The organism is Chamaesiphon minutus PCC 6605, assembly GCF_000317145.1.
GTDB lineage: Bacteria > Cyanobacteriota > Cyanobacteriia > Cyanobacteriales > Chamaesiphonaceae > Chamaesiphon > Chamaesiphon minutus.
Genome location: NC_019697.1, coordinates 5,928,721 through 5,943,210 on the forward strand (window position 1 = coordinate 5,928,721; position 14,490 = coordinate 5,943,210).

A 14,490-nucleotide genomic window follows, 5' to 3' on the forward strand; every position below is an offset into this window, starting at 1 on the left:
CAAACTACCATGCCCAGAAACGCTACTGATGCCCGCGATCGCATTTTGAACACTGCCGACACACTGTTTTACCAGCAAGGAATCCGAGCGATCGGGGTAGATACGATTATTGCTCGATCGGAAGTAGCAAAAACGACCTTCTACCGATACTTCCCGGCGAAGGATGACTTGGTAATTGCCTATTTGGAAGATCGAGATCGACGGTTTTGGGAGTTGTTTGAAGAAGCTGTCAGCCAGTCTGCGGGTAATCCACAGCAGCAGCTAATCGCGATCTTTGACTGGTTAGCTAAATTGATAGCCACCGAGGAGAATCAGGGCTGTCCATTTCTGATAGTAGCCAGTGAATTTCCCGATAGCGACTATCCAGGGCATCGAGTAGCCATCGCCCACAAGACTAAAATGCGCGATCGGCTGACGGAATTGGCAACAGCCAGCGGCATTAACCAAGCTGAAGAATTGAGTGCCGGATTGATGTTACTAGTCGATGGTGCTTTTGTGCAGCGGCGGTTGGATCGATCGCGTCAGATCGACTTACACCAAGTAGCAACGAGGTTGATTAGAGCTTATGAATGAGTTGTGTTAGCATCGTCTTCAAACTTGAATAACCACCTTACCAAAGTGAGAGCCACTTTGCAGATGACGATAGGCATTTGGTGCTTCAGCGAAGGGGAAAACTCGATCGATAATAGGCTGAATTTGATGCAGTGAGATCGCGCGAATCATGGTTTCAAACATCTCGCGACTGCCGACGTAAATACCCTGAATGTCGATCGCTTTCATCAGAATTTGGGCATGATTGACTTCTCCCGCACCGCCTAGTACGCCAATTAAACTCACTTTTCCGCCGATACTTGTCGCTCGCAAGGATTTTTCTAGCGTTCCGGCACCACCAACTTCAATGACTCGATCGACACCTTGTTGTTGTGTCAGTTCGTAGACTTTTTCTTCCCAATTGGGGAACATTTTATAGTTGATAGTTTCATCCGCACCTAGTTGTTTTGCTCGTGCTAATTTTTCATCGCTACTGGAAGTAATAATTACCTTCGCTCCCAGGATTTTGGCAAATTGGAGAGCGAAGATCGACACCCCACCCGTACCCAATAATAAGACAGTTTCCCCTGCGATCGTGCCGCCGCGATGTACCAAAGCTTGCCAAGCCGTCACCGCCGCACAAGGTAAGGTTGCACCCTCTTCATAGGATAAGTGTGCGGGTAAGATTACCACCCCCTCCTGACTTAATACGACGTATTCTGATAACATGCCATCGATCGCGCCACCTAGAGCCGATTTGATTTTCTGTCGATCGAGTTTACCTGCAATCCAATCCTGAAAGAAAATACCCGCCACGCGATCGCCTACTATTACCCGCGTTACTCCCGCGCCGACGGCTACGACTTCCCCCGCGCCATCTGAGAGCGGAATAATCGGTAAAGTTTGTCCGGGGTACCTGCCACTAACGACAGCGGTATCTCGATAATTGAGTGAAGTAGCGCGTACCCTTACCAATACTTGCCCTGCTCCTGGCTGTGGTTCTGGTAAATCCACCAGTTTGAGTCCGTCGATTCCGGCAGCGGTTTGAATCTGATATGCTTTCATAAATTAATCTCGATCGACACACAATAATTTCTCAGTTCCAGAATTATTTGCTGAGGCAATACCCAATTCACAGAACCTACATCAAAGACGGTAAGTGTTTTTGAGCTTCTGCAACCAACATCGGGTGATTGTAGAGCACCCCGCCTGGTTCTTGGTGTATGACTCGATCGAGTTTACCGATATCGACTCCGGCAAAACCGCTGTCAGTAATCAATCGATCGACTGTTGCTTTTGCCTCCGGATCGTCGCCGCAATAGAACAAGGCATAAGGATCGGCGCGATGATGCTCGGTGGCGAATGTAGCGGTGGGGAGGGTATTGTAGGCTTTGACGACATGCACTTGTGGCAGTTTGGCTGCCAGTTCCAAGCCAGAGCTGGCACCCGGAACGCGGTGGATATTGCCATCCGTGCGGAGATAAGGATTGGTCGCATCAATTAAGATCTTGCCGTCGATGTTACCGCAAGCAGCAATCGCTTCATCCGTCGTCCAATAATACACCGACAGAAAAATTACATCGCCAAATGCCGCAGCTTCGGCGATCGATCCCGCCTGGGTATTGGCTCCAGCAGTTGTCACCAACTCTGTGAGTTTCTCTGGATTGCGCGAACTAAAGAAGACTTCATGCCCAGCTTTTGCCCACAGTGTGCCGACTGTTCCGCCAATTCCACCCGCTCCGACTACACCAATTTTCATGGATATTGCTCCCGCTCTAACTATAATTTACTGGAATCCCGACTAAATAGTCGCCTTCATCTGTTGCATTCCTAACAGCCAATCTTCAAGATGCCAAGATTCTGCAATCTGCCCTGCTTCAATGCGATGAAAATCGTGAGCGACAATCTGGATGCGTTGTCCTGTGGGGGCAACACCCAGCCATTTACCCCGCTGCGTTCCCACGATCGTCGCACGTACGGCAACTGTATCGTCCTCTGCGATCGTGCCTTCGATCTTGAATTGGAGATCGGGAAAGGCTGCTAAAAAAGCTGCTGCGATCGGCTTGTACTTTTGAAGTGCCGAACCTTGCCCTGGCAATTGAGGGTGAATCATCCAACCCGATTGCAGTACACGATCGAGTTTATCTAAGTTGCGATCGTTAAATGCCTCATAAAAACGCATTACAATTTGTTTATTCCCAGGATTATTCATCAATATAGTATTTCTCCTACTTATTTTTTTACAAATAACGATGCATAGCCTGTGTAGGATTTGAGTGGTAAAACTTCACAGGTGAGAATACCTTCTTTAACCATCGGGAGTTTTTGTGTTTCTTGAGTAACAGATTCGACACTTTCTCCTTCCCAGAGCATCACAGCCCCACTCATATCGGCAATATAATACATCTGCCGAATTTGTTCGACTGTACAAAACTCCCATACTTGAGCTGCTTCTGCACTCACCAAAGGCAACACTCGATCGATCGATATTCCAGCTTTAACGCGTGCGATAACTAAAACTTGCATAGTTCTAAATACCTAAGTTTCAACATTCAATTTATCTAATGCATTTGGTTATATTCCTTAGCTTTACCATCAAAGCTCGCAGGATCGTAGAAGTAGCGTTCGTGAATAATTTTGCCATCTTGCCAAGTCTGCAAGCCAACTTCTTCTAGCTTGATGCGATAGCCATCGTGAGTAGTCGCATCTAAAGACATTTCGGCCATCGATCGATCTCCATCGACTAAAATTGCCCCGATTTTGAACTCATGGACTTCTTTGATATTCGCATTCATCAGCTTCTGGCGTTCGATGCTCAAAGCTCGTCCGACGCGTGGCGGTTGTTGGTTTTCGCGAACGACAACATTTTCAGCATAATATTCTTCATAGATAGCTTCTGGTGGCGGATTGGTTTTGAAGAATTCAATCAACTCATGCATCCGATTATTAGTAGACACGCTATTGCTCCAGCTTAACTATGTGGATATTATGTGTAGCGATCGATTCGATCGATCGACAATTTCCCAGATCGCTAGCATAGCCAGTCGATCCCTCTAAGTTCTTATAGATTCGTGCTGTTTTTACAGGTTCTTGCTATTTCTTTGGGCGTGACACCAGTCAGCCGCTTAAAATGCCAATTGAGATGTCCTTGATTGGCAAAACCACATTCCAAAGCTATTTCGGCAAAGCTTAATTGGCATTGCCCAATCAGCCGTTTTGCCCGCTCTACTCGTTGTTGAATCACATATTGATGGGGTGTGACTCCTAACGATCGCTTAAACAATCGACTGAAATAAAACTGACTCATTTCTGCTTGTCGAGCTAGTTCTGACAATCCTAAATCTCGATCGAGATGGGCGGCAATATACTCAGTCACTCGCACTAACTTGTGATGAGATAAACCATCGCTATAGGTCATGATTGGAACTTGTCGAACACTATAACTGCGGAGCAGATGCATTGCTAAAGTTACTTGCAGTTGTTCAATGAATAAATGCGAACTCGGCATAGTGGCGATCGATTCTTGCTTGAGTGCAAATAAAATTCCCTGCAATAATGGATCTGAAATTGTTGCAAAGTGGGGAATCAATTCAATTCGATCTCGATCGATCGATTCCTCCGCGATTTTGACGAGCGACTGCGGATCGATGCCGACAAACATAAACTCAATCTCTTGCTGCCATTCACAGCGATGTAACGCCCCCGCAGGCAGCATAAATATGTTATTAGATCCTGCTAAATTCTGTTGAAATTTACCCTCGATCGATTGATTTATCGACGTTCCCGATGTCACCATCGTCACGATGTGCATCTGGTGAAGATGTGCGCCCGTATCGTGTGCGGGCTGCTGCTGTACCTCAAAATGCCACTGATTCGATCGATCTAGATTAGAAACCATTGCTGCTTGTGGCAACACCAAATTCGATGCTCCCGGTTGTTTGCGATAGTCAAGGACGGGAATTCGATCTAGTTGTACTGGCTTTGCTGCTGTCATTCTGCTTTAAGTCGAGACTTTACACCACAACGCATCTTGAAGACTCATTCTAGTGTAATCGATTCTTCACAGCAGAGACTACACCAACGAGATAGCTAGCAATCTCGCTTGCTGTGAAGCCGCTCCCATCGCAACTAAACCATGAGTCAGTAAATCCGACCAACTGTCAGACTCGGTCGTCATCGAGTGTTGTTTCATCATCCTCTGTGCTGCCAGTTGTCAAAAACTCCGCTAAAGAATAACTTTAAAGCCTTACAAAACATCGGGTTGACAGTCGATCGATCTCACGATCGAAACCACAGTCCCCACCCCATTCTCAGCTCGAATTTTTGCCCCTAGCTCGGCAGCACGTTGCCGGATTTGTGGATCTGTCACCGCTCGGTCGATCGCCTGTGCCAAGCGTTCTACCGTTAATTGCTTGCGGGGAATCGGTGGTGCGCCCACACCTAAATCTGCTACTCGCTGCCCCCAAAAGGGTTGGTCGCCAAAGAAGGGAATCACGATCGAGGGTACGCCCGCTCTGAATCCTGCCGCCGTCGTCCCCGCACCACCATGATGCACTACAGCCGTCATGCGTGGGAATAACCAAGTATGCGGAATGGAATTTACCATCAAAATATTATCGGGTACGTCAGCCTTGCTCAAGCCACCCCAACCAGCTTGCAAGATAGCCCGTTGTCCGGTGCGATTTATTGCCTGTAAAACCAAATCTGCGGTTTCTTCTGGCTTGCGACTGCCCATGCTACCAAAGCCGATATATACTGGCGGCGCGCCGCTTTGCAGAAATTCTACCAAGTCTGCGGGTGGAGTCCAATCGCTAGCATCCAAAAACCAATCGCCGACAATCTCTGTATTATGCCAATCCGCAGGCTTGGGAATGACAGATGGACTGAATCCATAAATCGTCGGGTATCGATGCATTACCGCCGATTTATACGGCCCCCAGAAAGATGTGGCGAGTATGTTTAATACTTGCTGTCTGGCAAGACGATCGGCTTTGCGAAACCCTTGCCACATTATCTGCCGCAATAGTAGGTGCGATAACCAGTTGAAGGTACCACCAAGCTTGCCGAGCGACTGGGGAAACAAGATGCCCGGAAATGCTCGCGTCGGCGTAAAAGGAAACAAAAAAGCTGGAAGTAAGGGTATCTGCAATTTCTCCGCTAGTGCAACCGCAACGTTTAATCCGCCAACTCCCGCTACAATTAAATCCACATCCTGACTAGCAATTAAACCCGCCTGCACCCAGTCGATCGCGGCTGCCTGAGCTAGTTTAGATGTATGTGCGTTAATTGCCAAGAAATTTCCTTTTTCTAATAGCGCGCGCATTTCCGGCGACTCGACGATCTCTTGGACGTTGCCTTTGACAGGATAGAACTCTAATCCATGAGATGTGACTAACCGTTCGTAGTTGGTATGGGTCATCATCCGCACTGAGTGACCATCTGCTTGCAAACCTTTTGCCAGCGCAACATAGGGTTGCACGTCACCTTGAGAACCGAGGGCGATCGTCAAAATTCGCATCAATAATTCTCCTGAGTCGTTCGAGGCTAAATTGACATTAGTGTCAATTTGATATTAGCGTCAATTTATCTCGATCGTCAAATCAGCACGAATACAGATCCGCGACTTTAAAAAGTCGCGGATCTGGGCACAACCTAATTGTTATCTAGTGGCGATCGCACGTAAAATACGATGGCTTTGCAGTAGGCTAAAGGATATCAAAAACAATGCAGCCATCGCGACGAGCATCGATCGGTCTAGAAAAACGAGAACGCACTCGATCGAATTTAATAGCCGCCGCTTATCGGGTATTTGCCCGTAAAGAAGCCGAAGCCGTAACGATCGACGAGATTATTGCCGAAGCCGCCGTGGCGCGGGGCACGTTTTATAACTATTTCCAGACGCGCGAGGAAGTGCTCACCGCCGTTGCTGCCGCTTTGAGCGACGAAATGAACCATAGTATTTGGGCGCAATCTGCCCAGATTGAAGATCCCGCCGCACGGATGGCGATCGCGATTCGGCAATTTCTACATCAAGCCATGCGGGATGCAACTTGGGGCTGGGTCATCGTTCGTTGCGGCTTGGTGGCTGCTCCATTGAGCGAAACGATTTCCACAGGGGTAACGACGGATCTAGAGACAGGGATGCGATTAGGGCTGTTTCAGGTGACAAATCGACAAGCAGCGATCGATCTAATTTTGGGTACGGGATTGATGGCGATGCGAACTATTCTGGGCGGACATTCAGAGCCAGATTATCCAGAACAGATCGCCGAGCTGATTTTGAAGACGTTAGGAGTGGAGGCGGAGGAGGCTCACTCGATCGCATTTCAAGTTTTGGAGTCATTACCAACACGAACTGAAGTTTAGCGAACATTGATGACTTAAGGCCACGTCCCTAAATTACGGCTATAGCGATTTACACTCACAGCGGTTTTAATCGCTGTCTCGAAGCTTGCGCGCCGCCGAAGCGTCGATCGCTCGTAAACCCTCTCCACCTGAGTTCGATGAGGCATAGCCTCATCGAACTCAGATGTGACAACATGTTCAGCTTAATAGCAAATTTTATGTAAATTTTGGCACGATAAAACCCATCATTAAGATGATTAATGATTGAAAATATTGAGTTAAGTTAATAAATAAATAATCGGCTAAATAGGAACAATACTAAAGAAGTTTTGAGCAGGCTCATCTAGCTTCAAACTCGGCTTTTTAGGTTGATGAGTATAAGCAATTAATGCTGTAATCAGATTTAGCATGAAATTATGCAAGCTCCGATGGCGAGAATGGACTAAATAACAAATATTTTTTAACTGGTCATTTACCGTTTCAATCAGCGAGCGTTTCCGAAGTGATATTTTGTCATCCATCAAGATGAGCTTGTTTTTCATATTAGATTTTAGTGGCGTAATTAGCTGCAATCCTTTATTTAATAATTCTTCAAATAGTTCTTTCTTAATATATCCTTTGTCTCCAAATATTTTTCCTGATATTCCCTGTGTCATTGATGGCAAATGTGTGCGGTCATCGACATTGCCAGGTGTGATTTTGCAGCTTAATATCTCTCCGCAATCATTAATAATTAAATGAAGCTTGAATCCAAAGTACCATCCCATAGAACTCTTACTCAGCTTGGCAGTTTCTTTGAAAACCTTATTTCTTTTAATTCTTTTTGGGTGACAAACTGGAATAGCCGTGCTATCCACGAAACTAATTCCAGTCACCTTACCTTGACGAGAGTTGAGATAATAAAGGCAAGCTATTAAAACATTTGGCATCAACTCCACCATTCTATTGTAACTAACCAACTTTGGAAAATAATCAGTTAAGTTTTGACAAACATTTTTGAGGTAATAATCCTTAAATGTTCGATAGCTTGACTGATGGAAATGAATAGAAATAGTCATGACCTCGCTCAGTGATAGGCCGCAGCGTTTTGGTAAGCTATTACCGTTGGCAGGGAAAGATATTGATGAAAAAGTTGCTAGCCAATCTTGGCAGAAATCATCTATTTCACAAAATAGTTCGGTTAAGTCCATCATCTAAGTGTGGTTTTCTAATATATATATTAATTTAACCAGAATCAGAGATTATACATAAGGGTTGCAATGCTATTTGTACTTTTATTTGCCGACCGCTCCTCAGAACTTTTAATAACTTATTAATTGTTAATTATTTGTAATTATCGATCGACGTTTTACTTCCAAGTCATTATCAATAATCAAAGCTTATTGATAATGACTTGGAAATATCTCATTTTAATAATTGATGTTTATGACTCAAGCACAGTCAGAGACTTGATTTGATGATGAGGCACAGCCTCATCGAACTCAGGTTCTCCGTAGGCATAGCCTACACGTAGCGTCTTGTAGAGAATACAGAGCGCGCATTCCTGCTCGCGATCGAACTTAACAGCTCACCATTTATCGATCGATTAATTTCACGATAATCTATCTGTAGCAGAACGGATTAATAATCATAAATTGAAAACATTTTAGTTCGCTCAAAAATGAACTTGTGCCGTCAGCCCGTTGGCAAATCCTACCGTAGGTACAGCCTTTCGGAACATCACTTATTTCCCACTTTTGCGATTCACACCTCAGTTTATCAACATCACATCTATCTTTAGGGGTGAATGTTGTCTCTGTCTTCTGTAGGATTGTTCGGCTCGATCGATTCGTTAAGTTGAGGAGGTGCCGACCGAGAATCTTGCTTCGGCACTCTTGCAAAGTAGCAAAGAAATTCATTTTTTGGAGTTTATATGACTTACACTGTCGATGCCGATACTCAACAAGCTTTAGACGATTTTAAAAGTTTCGATGTAGATACTCAACTTGGCCTACTTTGGTATGGCTACTTGGATATAAAAGACGAGCTACAACCCGCACCTCCTCAAAGCGTAGAAGTTGTTGGTAACGCGGTATACGACCAAATTGAGGCATTATCTCCAGAAGAACAACTACAAGCACAGCGCGATTTGCTCTCAGGTAAGGCTACAGGTGCGACCACCGCTTACAATGCGCTCAGTCCTAATGCTAAGTTGGAAGTCTGGCTGCTGCTCTCTCAAGGGATGGAGAAGGGCAGCATCATTCAAGTGCCGTCTGATTATCAATTACCAGCTCAGACAGATGAGTTTGCCGCCAAGATCTCTAAGCTGAGCTTGGAGCAGCGCATTAGCTTTATGCTGCAAGTAATCTAGATCGGTAATTTGCTGAGTCTCAAATCGAGATCGCATTCGATCTAAAGTTAAAGGTGTCGTGTATGTAAGCATGGCACCTTTTGAATTGCTGGTTTGGAAGCGCAACCTACTTTCTTCGCCGCTTTAGATTAGATGCCTGTGATTCGCTGCCGATTGGAGGGTGCCCCCCCAATTTTGTAACTTATCGTTAAATTTGAGGGGCGATCGATCGAGTGATAATGGAAACTAAATCTACAAGAACAACCCCATGACACTCGCAATGTCGATCGAGACTAATCAACTACAGCAGCTCAAACCACTGAGCGTTCCCAATCGTCTGTTATTGGGGCCAGGGCCTTGTAATGCTCATCCGACCGTTCTTCAGGCAATGAGTACCACCCCATTGGGACATCTAGATCCGGCATTCTTGCAGATTATGGATGAGATTCAATCCCTGCTGCGGTACGCATGGCAAACCGACAACCCACACACGATCGCCGTTAGCGGTACTGGTTCGGCGGCAATGGAAGCGACGATCGCCAATAGTGTCGAGCCTGGAGATGTGATGCTGATTGGGGTTGCCGGATATTTTGGCAATAGATTGGTGGATATGGCGGGACGTTATGGTGCAGATGTGCGCACTATTTCTAAACCTTGGGGGCAGAATTTCTCCATCGAAGAACTGCGTGCTGCGATGGCCGAGCATCGTCCTAAAATTTTAGGGCTAGTTCATGCTGAGACATCTACAGGTTGCCGCCAACCGATCGACGGCGTGGGCGAATTGTGTCGGGAGTATGACTGTTTGCTGCTGCTCGACACCGTAACCAGCCTGGGTGGCGTGCCAATTCACCTCGATAAGTGGGGGGTCGATCTGGCCTACAGTTGTTCTCAGAAGGGCTTGGGCTGCGCGCCTGGAGCATCGCCATTTACGATGAGTCCGCGTGCGATGGCCAAATTACTAGCCCGCAAGACGAAGGTGCCCAACTGGTATCTAGATATGTTGTTATTGGGTAAATATTGGGGTGCAGAGCGGATGTATCACCATACCGCACCAATCAATCTCTATTATGGTTTGCGCGAAGCTTTGCGCCTAGTTTCAGAAGAAGGTATCGATAATAGTTGGGCGCGACACCAAGCGAATGTCGAGTATCTGTGGTCGAGTTTAGAATCGATCGGGCTAAAGATGCACGTCGAAAAACAGTATCGGTTGCCAACGCTTACTACTGTCTGCATTCCTGATGGTGTCGATGGTAAAGCCGTCGCCAAGCAACTCCTGACCGAGCACAATATTGAGGTCGGTGGCGGTTTGGGCGAATTAGCAGGGAAAGTTTGGCGGGTGGGGTTGATGGGTTATAACAGTCGCAAGGAGAGTGTCGATCGATTGATTGCGGCGTTGACACAAGTTATCTAATCGTTGCAGACGATCGCGTTGCCATTGCCCCTACCGCAAATTTCGCGAGTGGCAATGGCAAAATGTTGACAAATTAACAGGGATTTTTGGCCAAATAGCGAAACTTAATTTGGGCACTGTTGCGCGGCAAAATTCGCATTCAAGGTTCGCCCAAACTCCTGCAATCTTTTAGGAAATGTTTTCCAGCCTAAGCTTTAATTGGCATCGATTCAGTAACGCTAGATTTTAGTTTCAAACCGCGTTTGAATGACGATCGCGGTATATTAATGACGTTGGGTAATGAAAATTCGCGACCGATACCGCAGGTAAAACAACTCGATCGAATGATTGGCACGGCAACAAAATTATCGAACCACAACTTAAAGCGGCACTTTTTTAATGGTTGTAGAAACAAATGAAAATACACACGATCGACACGAATGCTCGAGATAGCGAACTCCGCTTCTATTTAGATGAGATCGTTGTAGATGTGGTACGAAAGAATATTAAAAATGTCCATCTCAGCGTCTACCCGCCTGCTGGTAACGTCCGTATTTCTGCCCCCTTGCGAATGAATCTCGATACAATTCGGGGCTTTGCTAGTTCTAAATTAGACTGGATTAAAAAACAGCAACAAAAAATTCGCAGCCAAACACGGGAATCGCCTCGATCTTATCTCGATCGAGAAAGCCACTATCTTTGGGGCAAAGGCTATCTCCTCAACCTCATCGAAATCGATGCACCACCCCAGATCGAACTCCGCCAAGATTCGATCGTGTTGCACGTTCGTCCGAGTACCGATATCGCCACAAAACGCGCCCTTGTCGATGAATTTTATCGCCAGCAAATTGAGGCAGCTCTTCCACCGCTGATTGTCAAATGGGAAAAAGTCATGGGTGTGCGTGTTACTAGTTTTACCGTCAGAAAGATGAAAACTAAATGGGGTAGTTGTACGCCAGCTTTACAAACCATCCGCTTCAATCTGGAACTAGCCAAGAAACCAGCCGAGTGCCTGGAATACGTCGTCGTCCACGAATTAGTCCATCTGCTGGAACCAAGTCACAATCGTCGTTTTATCGCTTTTATGGACTCTTTTATGCCCAAGTGGAGATTCGTACAGGCAGAACTCAATCGACTACCAATCAGCGTTGAAAACTGACACATGTGAATCTCCTGGTATATTAGTTGCTATGAGGCTCGATCGACACTGCCACTATTCGAGCGCAAGTTGACAATTTTTAGCCGATCGATTTTCTGATATCCCAACCATCTTTGTCTAAATATTAAATTATCGATCGAGTGTAGTTGTTAATATTAAAATTATCGCTTTTTGTGAATTTTAACTGTTTCTTGTCACTATTTTAATTACTGTTACCACGTAGATCCGACACTATGATTCGAGAAGCGACGATTGCAGATTTACCAGCAATTATTGAAATTTACAACACATCGATTCCCGGACGGATGGCGACGGCAGACTTGGAGCCAGTAACGGTAGCCAGTCGGATGGAATGGTTTTTAGCACACAACCCCGAATTGCGTCCGCTGTGGGTATCAACAGCAGAAGATAAGATCGAGGCATGGTTGAGTTTTCGATCGTTTTACGGACGAGCTGCTTATCGGCATACAGCAGAGATAAGCATCTATGTATCGCCAGATTCGCTCCGCCAAAAATTGGGCGATCGGCTATTATCAAAAGCGATCGAAACCGCACCCCAGCTAGATTTAAAAACACTGGTAGCATTTATTTTCGCCCACAATCAACCCAGTCTCAATCTATTCAAAAAACATGATTTTCAGCAGTGGGGCTACCTCCCGCAAATTGCCGAACTCAATGGAATCGATCGAGATCTAGTTATCTTGGGGCGACAATTATCAATTAACCCCTAGCCCGATCGCCCGGACTAGATTATAGTTAGTCCAATATAAATTTTCACTCTGTCCTTTGAATGACTGCTTTTAGCCCAGAACCGATACTTCGCCGCAAACAACACGCGCTAGACGTGCAAGATCTCGAAGGACTCCTACGTATCCACATCCAATTTAGAGACTCCAAACTATTTTCCGGCTTTTATACCCGCATCGACCAAGTTTTTGTATTGTGGGGTGTTATTACCACAATCGTCTTCGCCACTGCTCAGTTTATCGACTTGAATTGGACGTATCAGGCAGTTGCCTGGTCGATATTAACCCTGATTGGCTCCTGGGGTACCTACCATCTCGCTTGGTATTGGGTAACCGTCGAGCGTCTGCGGTGGGTGGTTTATGCCTGGGTAGGACTGATGATTAGTGGGGTGTTATTGACTAATTGGGGAATTTTTGGTGGTGGCTGGATCGTCTTGCCGCATCTGTGTCAATTGTGGCTGGGATTGAGCGCGATCGGTTATATGATTACAGCGTGGGGACTGCGTTCTCGTGCGCTTTTGTTGAGTGGATTGCTACATCTAGGTGCAATCGCACTTTTACCTTATATTTCAACTTGGCAATTTCTCTTTACAGGAACTATTACCGCAGGTATCCTATTTTTCCTCGCTGAAGTCCAATGGGATATGCAATCTACTACCGACGCCCAATTATTGACCTTAGAACAAAAACAGTTTAACCAACATCAACGCAAACTCAGACAGATTGAAATATGATGTTGTGGTATAACATTACCCAAAATAACCATTTTCAAAACTCATCCAAAAGGACGATCTTCTAATCGAAATAGTTAGCTAATATTGGATTATGGACAGCGGGCAATTTCTTTTGCTAACTTCCTATGATTTGTAAAAAGATAATTTCACGTTCTATTTAATAGAGCAATGCACTGGATGGGGGTTATATCGCAGTGACCCAGTGCTGCCCATCGTAGGAGAGCGACGGTAGAGGGGCAGACAGTGCAGAAGTTAGCATTCTAAATGTCATTTTTAACTGCAAATATTACCGGATCGAGCATCCATTTAGTGTAGAGTTTTTGTCGCTTCCTCTACTTTGTTTCTACTAACGGGGAACTAAACTTCCCATCAGAGCGATCGAAAGTAGAAAATAAATGGATGACTTTCATAACAAAGGCGTAAGTTTGATAAATAATAATTATTTTTAGATCTCATGAGCGCGCGCTTAGGTTAAGGGAATCGACCGCGATTGCCAATAACTTTTAGCAATCTGGTAGATCGATCGAGTCAAGATGATATTATGGCTCAGGTCATTACATCTACTCGTATGTTGAATCTTAGAAAAGTTTGTTGGGGAATGCTGGGAGTCATAGCAATCGGTGCATTCGAGCCTGTGGTTTGGGCGGCAATTCCCGAAATTGAGCCAGTAGTTAGTTTCAGATCTAATTTATTAGCAGCAGATCCGAGCTTTGCCGATATTTTAAAAGGTAATAGCATTCCCACCTCAATTAAATTGAGAGAATTAACTCCCGAATGGCGAGCGATGAGTACCAACGGTCAGTTAGAAATTGGTAACTTTCAAGCCTTTGTCAGTTTATTTGGCGGCGGAGCTTTTGCCAACAATTATTACACCAAAGGCCAAACCGTTACCATTGGTTCCGAGACATATATTGTCGCTTATAGCATACTATCTTTAGCCGAGCGAGTGGCTCCAGATCTAACGCTCAACCTTTCGCTTTTGAACCTAAAAACGATCGGGAGTATGAGCAATATTAGGGCATTTGATACGATCGCTGAAACTAAAGTTTTAGAGAAGCAGCTAGCAAGCCTTCAAATTACGAATCTTTTTGGGGGTAATAAGACAGAAGAAAAGCCAGTCGAAGCACCTGTCGTTCAACCTGCCGAAGTGAAACCGCCAACAACTGTGCGTAAAAAACGCCGTACCATTAGAAAACCTCGTCGCAGACAAATTAGAAGAACTATTAATAGAAATAATTAAGTAACAGTTGGAAATT

18 protein-coding genes are annotated in these 14,490 nt (G+C 45.4%); 8 read left to right on the forward strand and 10 right to left on the reverse strand.

From position 1 onward, the window contains the following. The first annotated feature begins 9 nt into the window (after nt 1-9). On the forward strand, nt 10-573 hold the full coding sequence (locus CHA6605_RS27080) for a TetR/AcrR family transcriptional regulator (protein ID WP_015162560.1): 564 nt from the start codon (nt 10-12) through the stop codon (nt 571-573). A gap of 18 nt (nt 574-591) precedes the next feature. On the opposite strand, the gene CHA6605_RS27085 is transcribed toward CHA6605_RS27080, so the two are convergent. The 8 genes from CHA6605_RS27085 to CHA6605_RS27115 form a co-directional block, all read right to left on the reverse strand. Then, nucleotides 592-1,596, reverse strand: a complete 1,005-nt coding sequence (locus CHA6605_RS27085) for a zinc-dependent alcohol dehydrogenase family protein (protein WP_015162561.1) — start codon at nt 1,594-1,596, stop codon at nt 592-594. Nucleotides 1,597-1,672: 76 nt separating this feature from the next. Next, nucleotides 1,673-2,290 carry an NADPH-dependent F420 reductase gene (locus tag CHA6605_RS27090; protein WP_015162562.1) on the reverse strand — a complete coding sequence of 206 codons (618 nt, stop codon included), beginning with the start codon at nt 2,288-2,290 and terminating at the stop codon, nt 1,673-1,675. 42 nt (nt 2,291-2,332) lie between these two features. Beyond that, entirely contained in the window at nt 2,333-2,743 is a 411-nt protein-coding gene (locus CHA6605_RS27095; protein WP_015162563.1) for an ester cyclase, read from the reverse strand. Nucleotides 2,744-2,763: 20 nt separating this feature from the next. After that, nucleotides 2,764-3,057: a hypothetical protein gene (locus tag CHA6605_RS27100; RefSeq protein ID WP_015162564.1), complete on the reverse strand. Its 294-nt coding sequence runs from the start codon at nt 3,055-3,057 to the stop codon at nt 2,764-2,766. A 35-nt stretch (nt 3,058-3,092) separates the two neighbouring features. Beyond that, entirely contained in the window at nt 3,093-3,488 is a 396-nt protein-coding gene (locus CHA6605_RS27105) for a nuclear transport factor 2 family protein (RefSeq protein WP_015162565.1), read from the reverse strand. Nucleotides 3,489-3,592: 104 nt separating this feature from the next. Further along, complete coding sequence (locus CHA6605_RS27110) at nt 3,593-4,525, reverse strand: helix-turn-helix domain-containing protein (protein WP_015162566.1); 933 nt, start codon at nt 4,523-4,525, stop codon at nt 3,593-3,595. 78 nt (nt 4,526-4,603) lie between these two features. Beyond that, complete coding sequence (locus CHA6605_RS36360; protein WP_269744545.1) at nt 4,604-4,726, reverse strand: hypothetical protein; 123 nt, start codon at nt 4,724-4,726, stop codon at nt 4,604-4,606. A 51-nt stretch (nt 4,727-4,777) separates the two neighbouring features. Continuing rightward, nucleotides 4,778-6,049 (reverse strand): glycosyltransferase, encoded by a 1,272-nt coding sequence (locus tag CHA6605_RS27115; RefSeq protein ID WP_015162567.1) that lies wholly within the window; start codon nt 6,047-6,049, stop codon nt 4,778-4,780. A 206-nt stretch (nt 6,050-6,255) separates the two neighbouring features. Here CHA6605_RS27115 and CHA6605_RS27120 point away from each other — a divergent pair, with 206 nt between their 5' ends. Continuing rightward, nucleotides 6,256-6,897, forward strand: coding sequence for a TetR/AcrR family transcriptional regulator (locus CHA6605_RS27120; RefSeq protein ID WP_015162568.1), 642 nt, complete (start codon nt 6,256-6,258; stop codon nt 6,895-6,897). A 281-nt stretch (nt 6,898-7,178) separates the two neighbouring features. Here CHA6605_RS27120 and CHA6605_RS27125 read toward each other — a convergent pair whose 3' ends face one another. Next, complete coding sequence (locus CHA6605_RS27125; RefSeq protein ID WP_015329006.1) at nt 7,179-8,066, reverse strand: IS982 family transposase; 888 nt, start codon at nt 8,064-8,066, stop codon at nt 7,179-7,181. A 722-nt stretch (nt 8,067-8,788) separates the two neighbouring features. On the opposite strand from CHA6605_RS27125, the gene CHA6605_RS27130 reads away from it, so the two are divergent. Further along, the gene (locus CHA6605_RS27130; protein ID WP_015162569.1) at nt 8,789-9,226 is read left to right on the forward strand and encodes an orange carotenoid protein N-terminal domain-containing protein; all 438 of its coding nucleotides are present in this window, start codon (nt 8,789-8,791) and stop codon (nt 9,224-9,226) included. A 247-nt stretch (nt 9,227-9,473) separates the two neighbouring features. Beyond that, on the forward strand, nt 9,474-10,616 hold the full coding sequence (locus CHA6605_RS27135; RefSeq protein WP_015162570.1) for an alanine--glyoxylate aminotransferase family protein: 1,143 nt from the start codon (nt 9,474-9,476) through the stop codon (nt 10,614-10,616). Between the two features lie 187 nt (nt 10,617-10,803). Here the strand turns inward: CHA6605_RS27135 and CHA6605_RS27140 are convergent, their stop codons facing one another. Beyond that, nucleotides 10,804-10,950, reverse strand: a complete 147-nt coding sequence (locus CHA6605_RS27140; RefSeq protein ID WP_157260116.1) for a hypothetical protein — start codon at nt 10,948-10,950, stop codon at nt 10,804-10,806. A 60-nt stretch (nt 10,951-11,010) separates the two neighbouring features. Between CHA6605_RS27140 and CHA6605_RS27145 the strand changes: the two genes are divergently transcribed. From CHA6605_RS27145 to CHA6605_RS27160, 4 genes are all read left to right on the forward strand, one after another. Further along, nucleotides 11,011-11,754: a M48 family metallopeptidase gene (locus CHA6605_RS27145; RefSeq protein WP_015162571.1), complete on the forward strand. Its 744-nt coding sequence runs from the start codon at nt 11,011-11,013 to the stop codon at nt 11,752-11,754. Between the two features lie 233 nt (nt 11,755-11,987). After that, nucleotides 11,988-12,485 (forward strand): GNAT family N-acetyltransferase, encoded by a 498-nt coding sequence (locus CHA6605_RS27150; protein ID WP_015162572.1) that lies wholly within the window; start codon nt 11,988-11,990, stop codon nt 12,483-12,485. A gap of 59 nt (nt 12,486-12,544) precedes the next feature. Further along, complete coding sequence (locus CHA6605_RS27155; protein WP_015162573.1) at nt 12,545-13,234, forward strand: hypothetical protein; 690 nt, start codon at nt 12,545-12,547, stop codon at nt 13,232-13,234. Between the two features lie 490 nt (nt 13,235-13,724). After that, on the forward strand, nt 13,725-14,474 hold the full coding sequence (locus CHA6605_RS27160) for a hypothetical protein (protein WP_157260117.1): 750 nt from the start codon (nt 13,725-13,727) through the stop codon (nt 14,472-14,474). Nucleotides 14,475-14,490 lie beyond the last annotated feature (16 nt).

Excerpts from the sequence above, each read along its gene's own strand:
- CHA6605_RS27080 (WP_015162560.1), top strand. The coding sequence starts at position 10 with ATGCCCAGAAACGCTACTGATGCCCGCGATCGCATTTTGAACACTGCC.
- CHA6605_RS27085 (WP_015162561.1), bottom strand. The coding sequence starts at position 1,596 with ATGAAAGCATATCAGATTCAAACCGCTGCCGGAATCGACGGACTCAAA.
- CHA6605_RS27090 (WP_015162562.1), bottom strand. The coding sequence starts at position 2,290 with ATGAAAATTGGTGTAGTCGGAGCGGGTGGAATTGGCGGAACAGTCGGC.
- CHA6605_RS27095 (WP_015162563.1), bottom strand. The coding sequence starts at position 2,743 with ATGAATAATCCTGGGAATAAACAAATTGTAATGCGTTTTTATGAGGCA.
- CHA6605_RS27100 (WP_015162564.1), bottom strand. The coding sequence starts at position 3,057 with ATGCAAGTTTTAGTTATCGCACGCGTTAAAGCTGGAATATCGATCGAT.
- CHA6605_RS27110 (WP_015162566.1), bottom strand. The coding sequence starts at position 4,525 with ATGACAGCAGCAAAGCCAGTACAACTAGATCGAATTCCCGTCCTTGAC.
- CHA6605_RS36360 (WP_269744545.1), bottom strand. The coding sequence starts at position 4,726 with ATGATGAAACAACACTCGATGACGACCGAGTCTGACAGTTGGTCGGAT.
- CHA6605_RS27115 (WP_015162567.1), bottom strand. The coding sequence starts at position 6,049 with ATGCGAATTTTGACGATCGCCCTCGGTTCTCAAGGTGACGTGCAACCC.
- CHA6605_RS27120 (WP_015162568.1), top strand. The coding sequence starts at position 6,256 with ATGCAGCCATCGCGACGAGCATCGATCGGTCTAGAAAAACGAGAACGC.
- CHA6605_RS27125 (WP_015329006.1), bottom strand. The coding sequence starts at position 8,066 with ATGGACTTAACCGAACTATTTTGTGAAATAGATGATTTCTGCCAAGAT.
- CHA6605_RS27130 (WP_015162569.1), top strand. The coding sequence starts at position 8,789 with ATGACTTACACTGTCGATGCCGATACTCAACAAGCTTTAGACGATTTT.
- CHA6605_RS27135 (WP_015162570.1), top strand. The coding sequence starts at position 9,474 with ATGACACTCGCAATGTCGATCGAGACTAATCAACTACAGCAGCTCAAA.
- CHA6605_RS27145 (WP_015162571.1), top strand. The coding sequence starts at position 11,011 with ATGAAAATACACACGATCGACACGAATGCTCGAGATAGCGAACTCCGC.
- CHA6605_RS27150 (WP_015162572.1), top strand. The coding sequence starts at position 11,988 with ATGATTCGAGAAGCGACGATTGCAGATTTACCAGCAATTATTGAAATT.
- CHA6605_RS27155 (WP_015162573.1), top strand. The coding sequence starts at position 12,545 with ATGACTGCTTTTAGCCCAGAACCGATACTTCGCCGCAAACAACACGCG.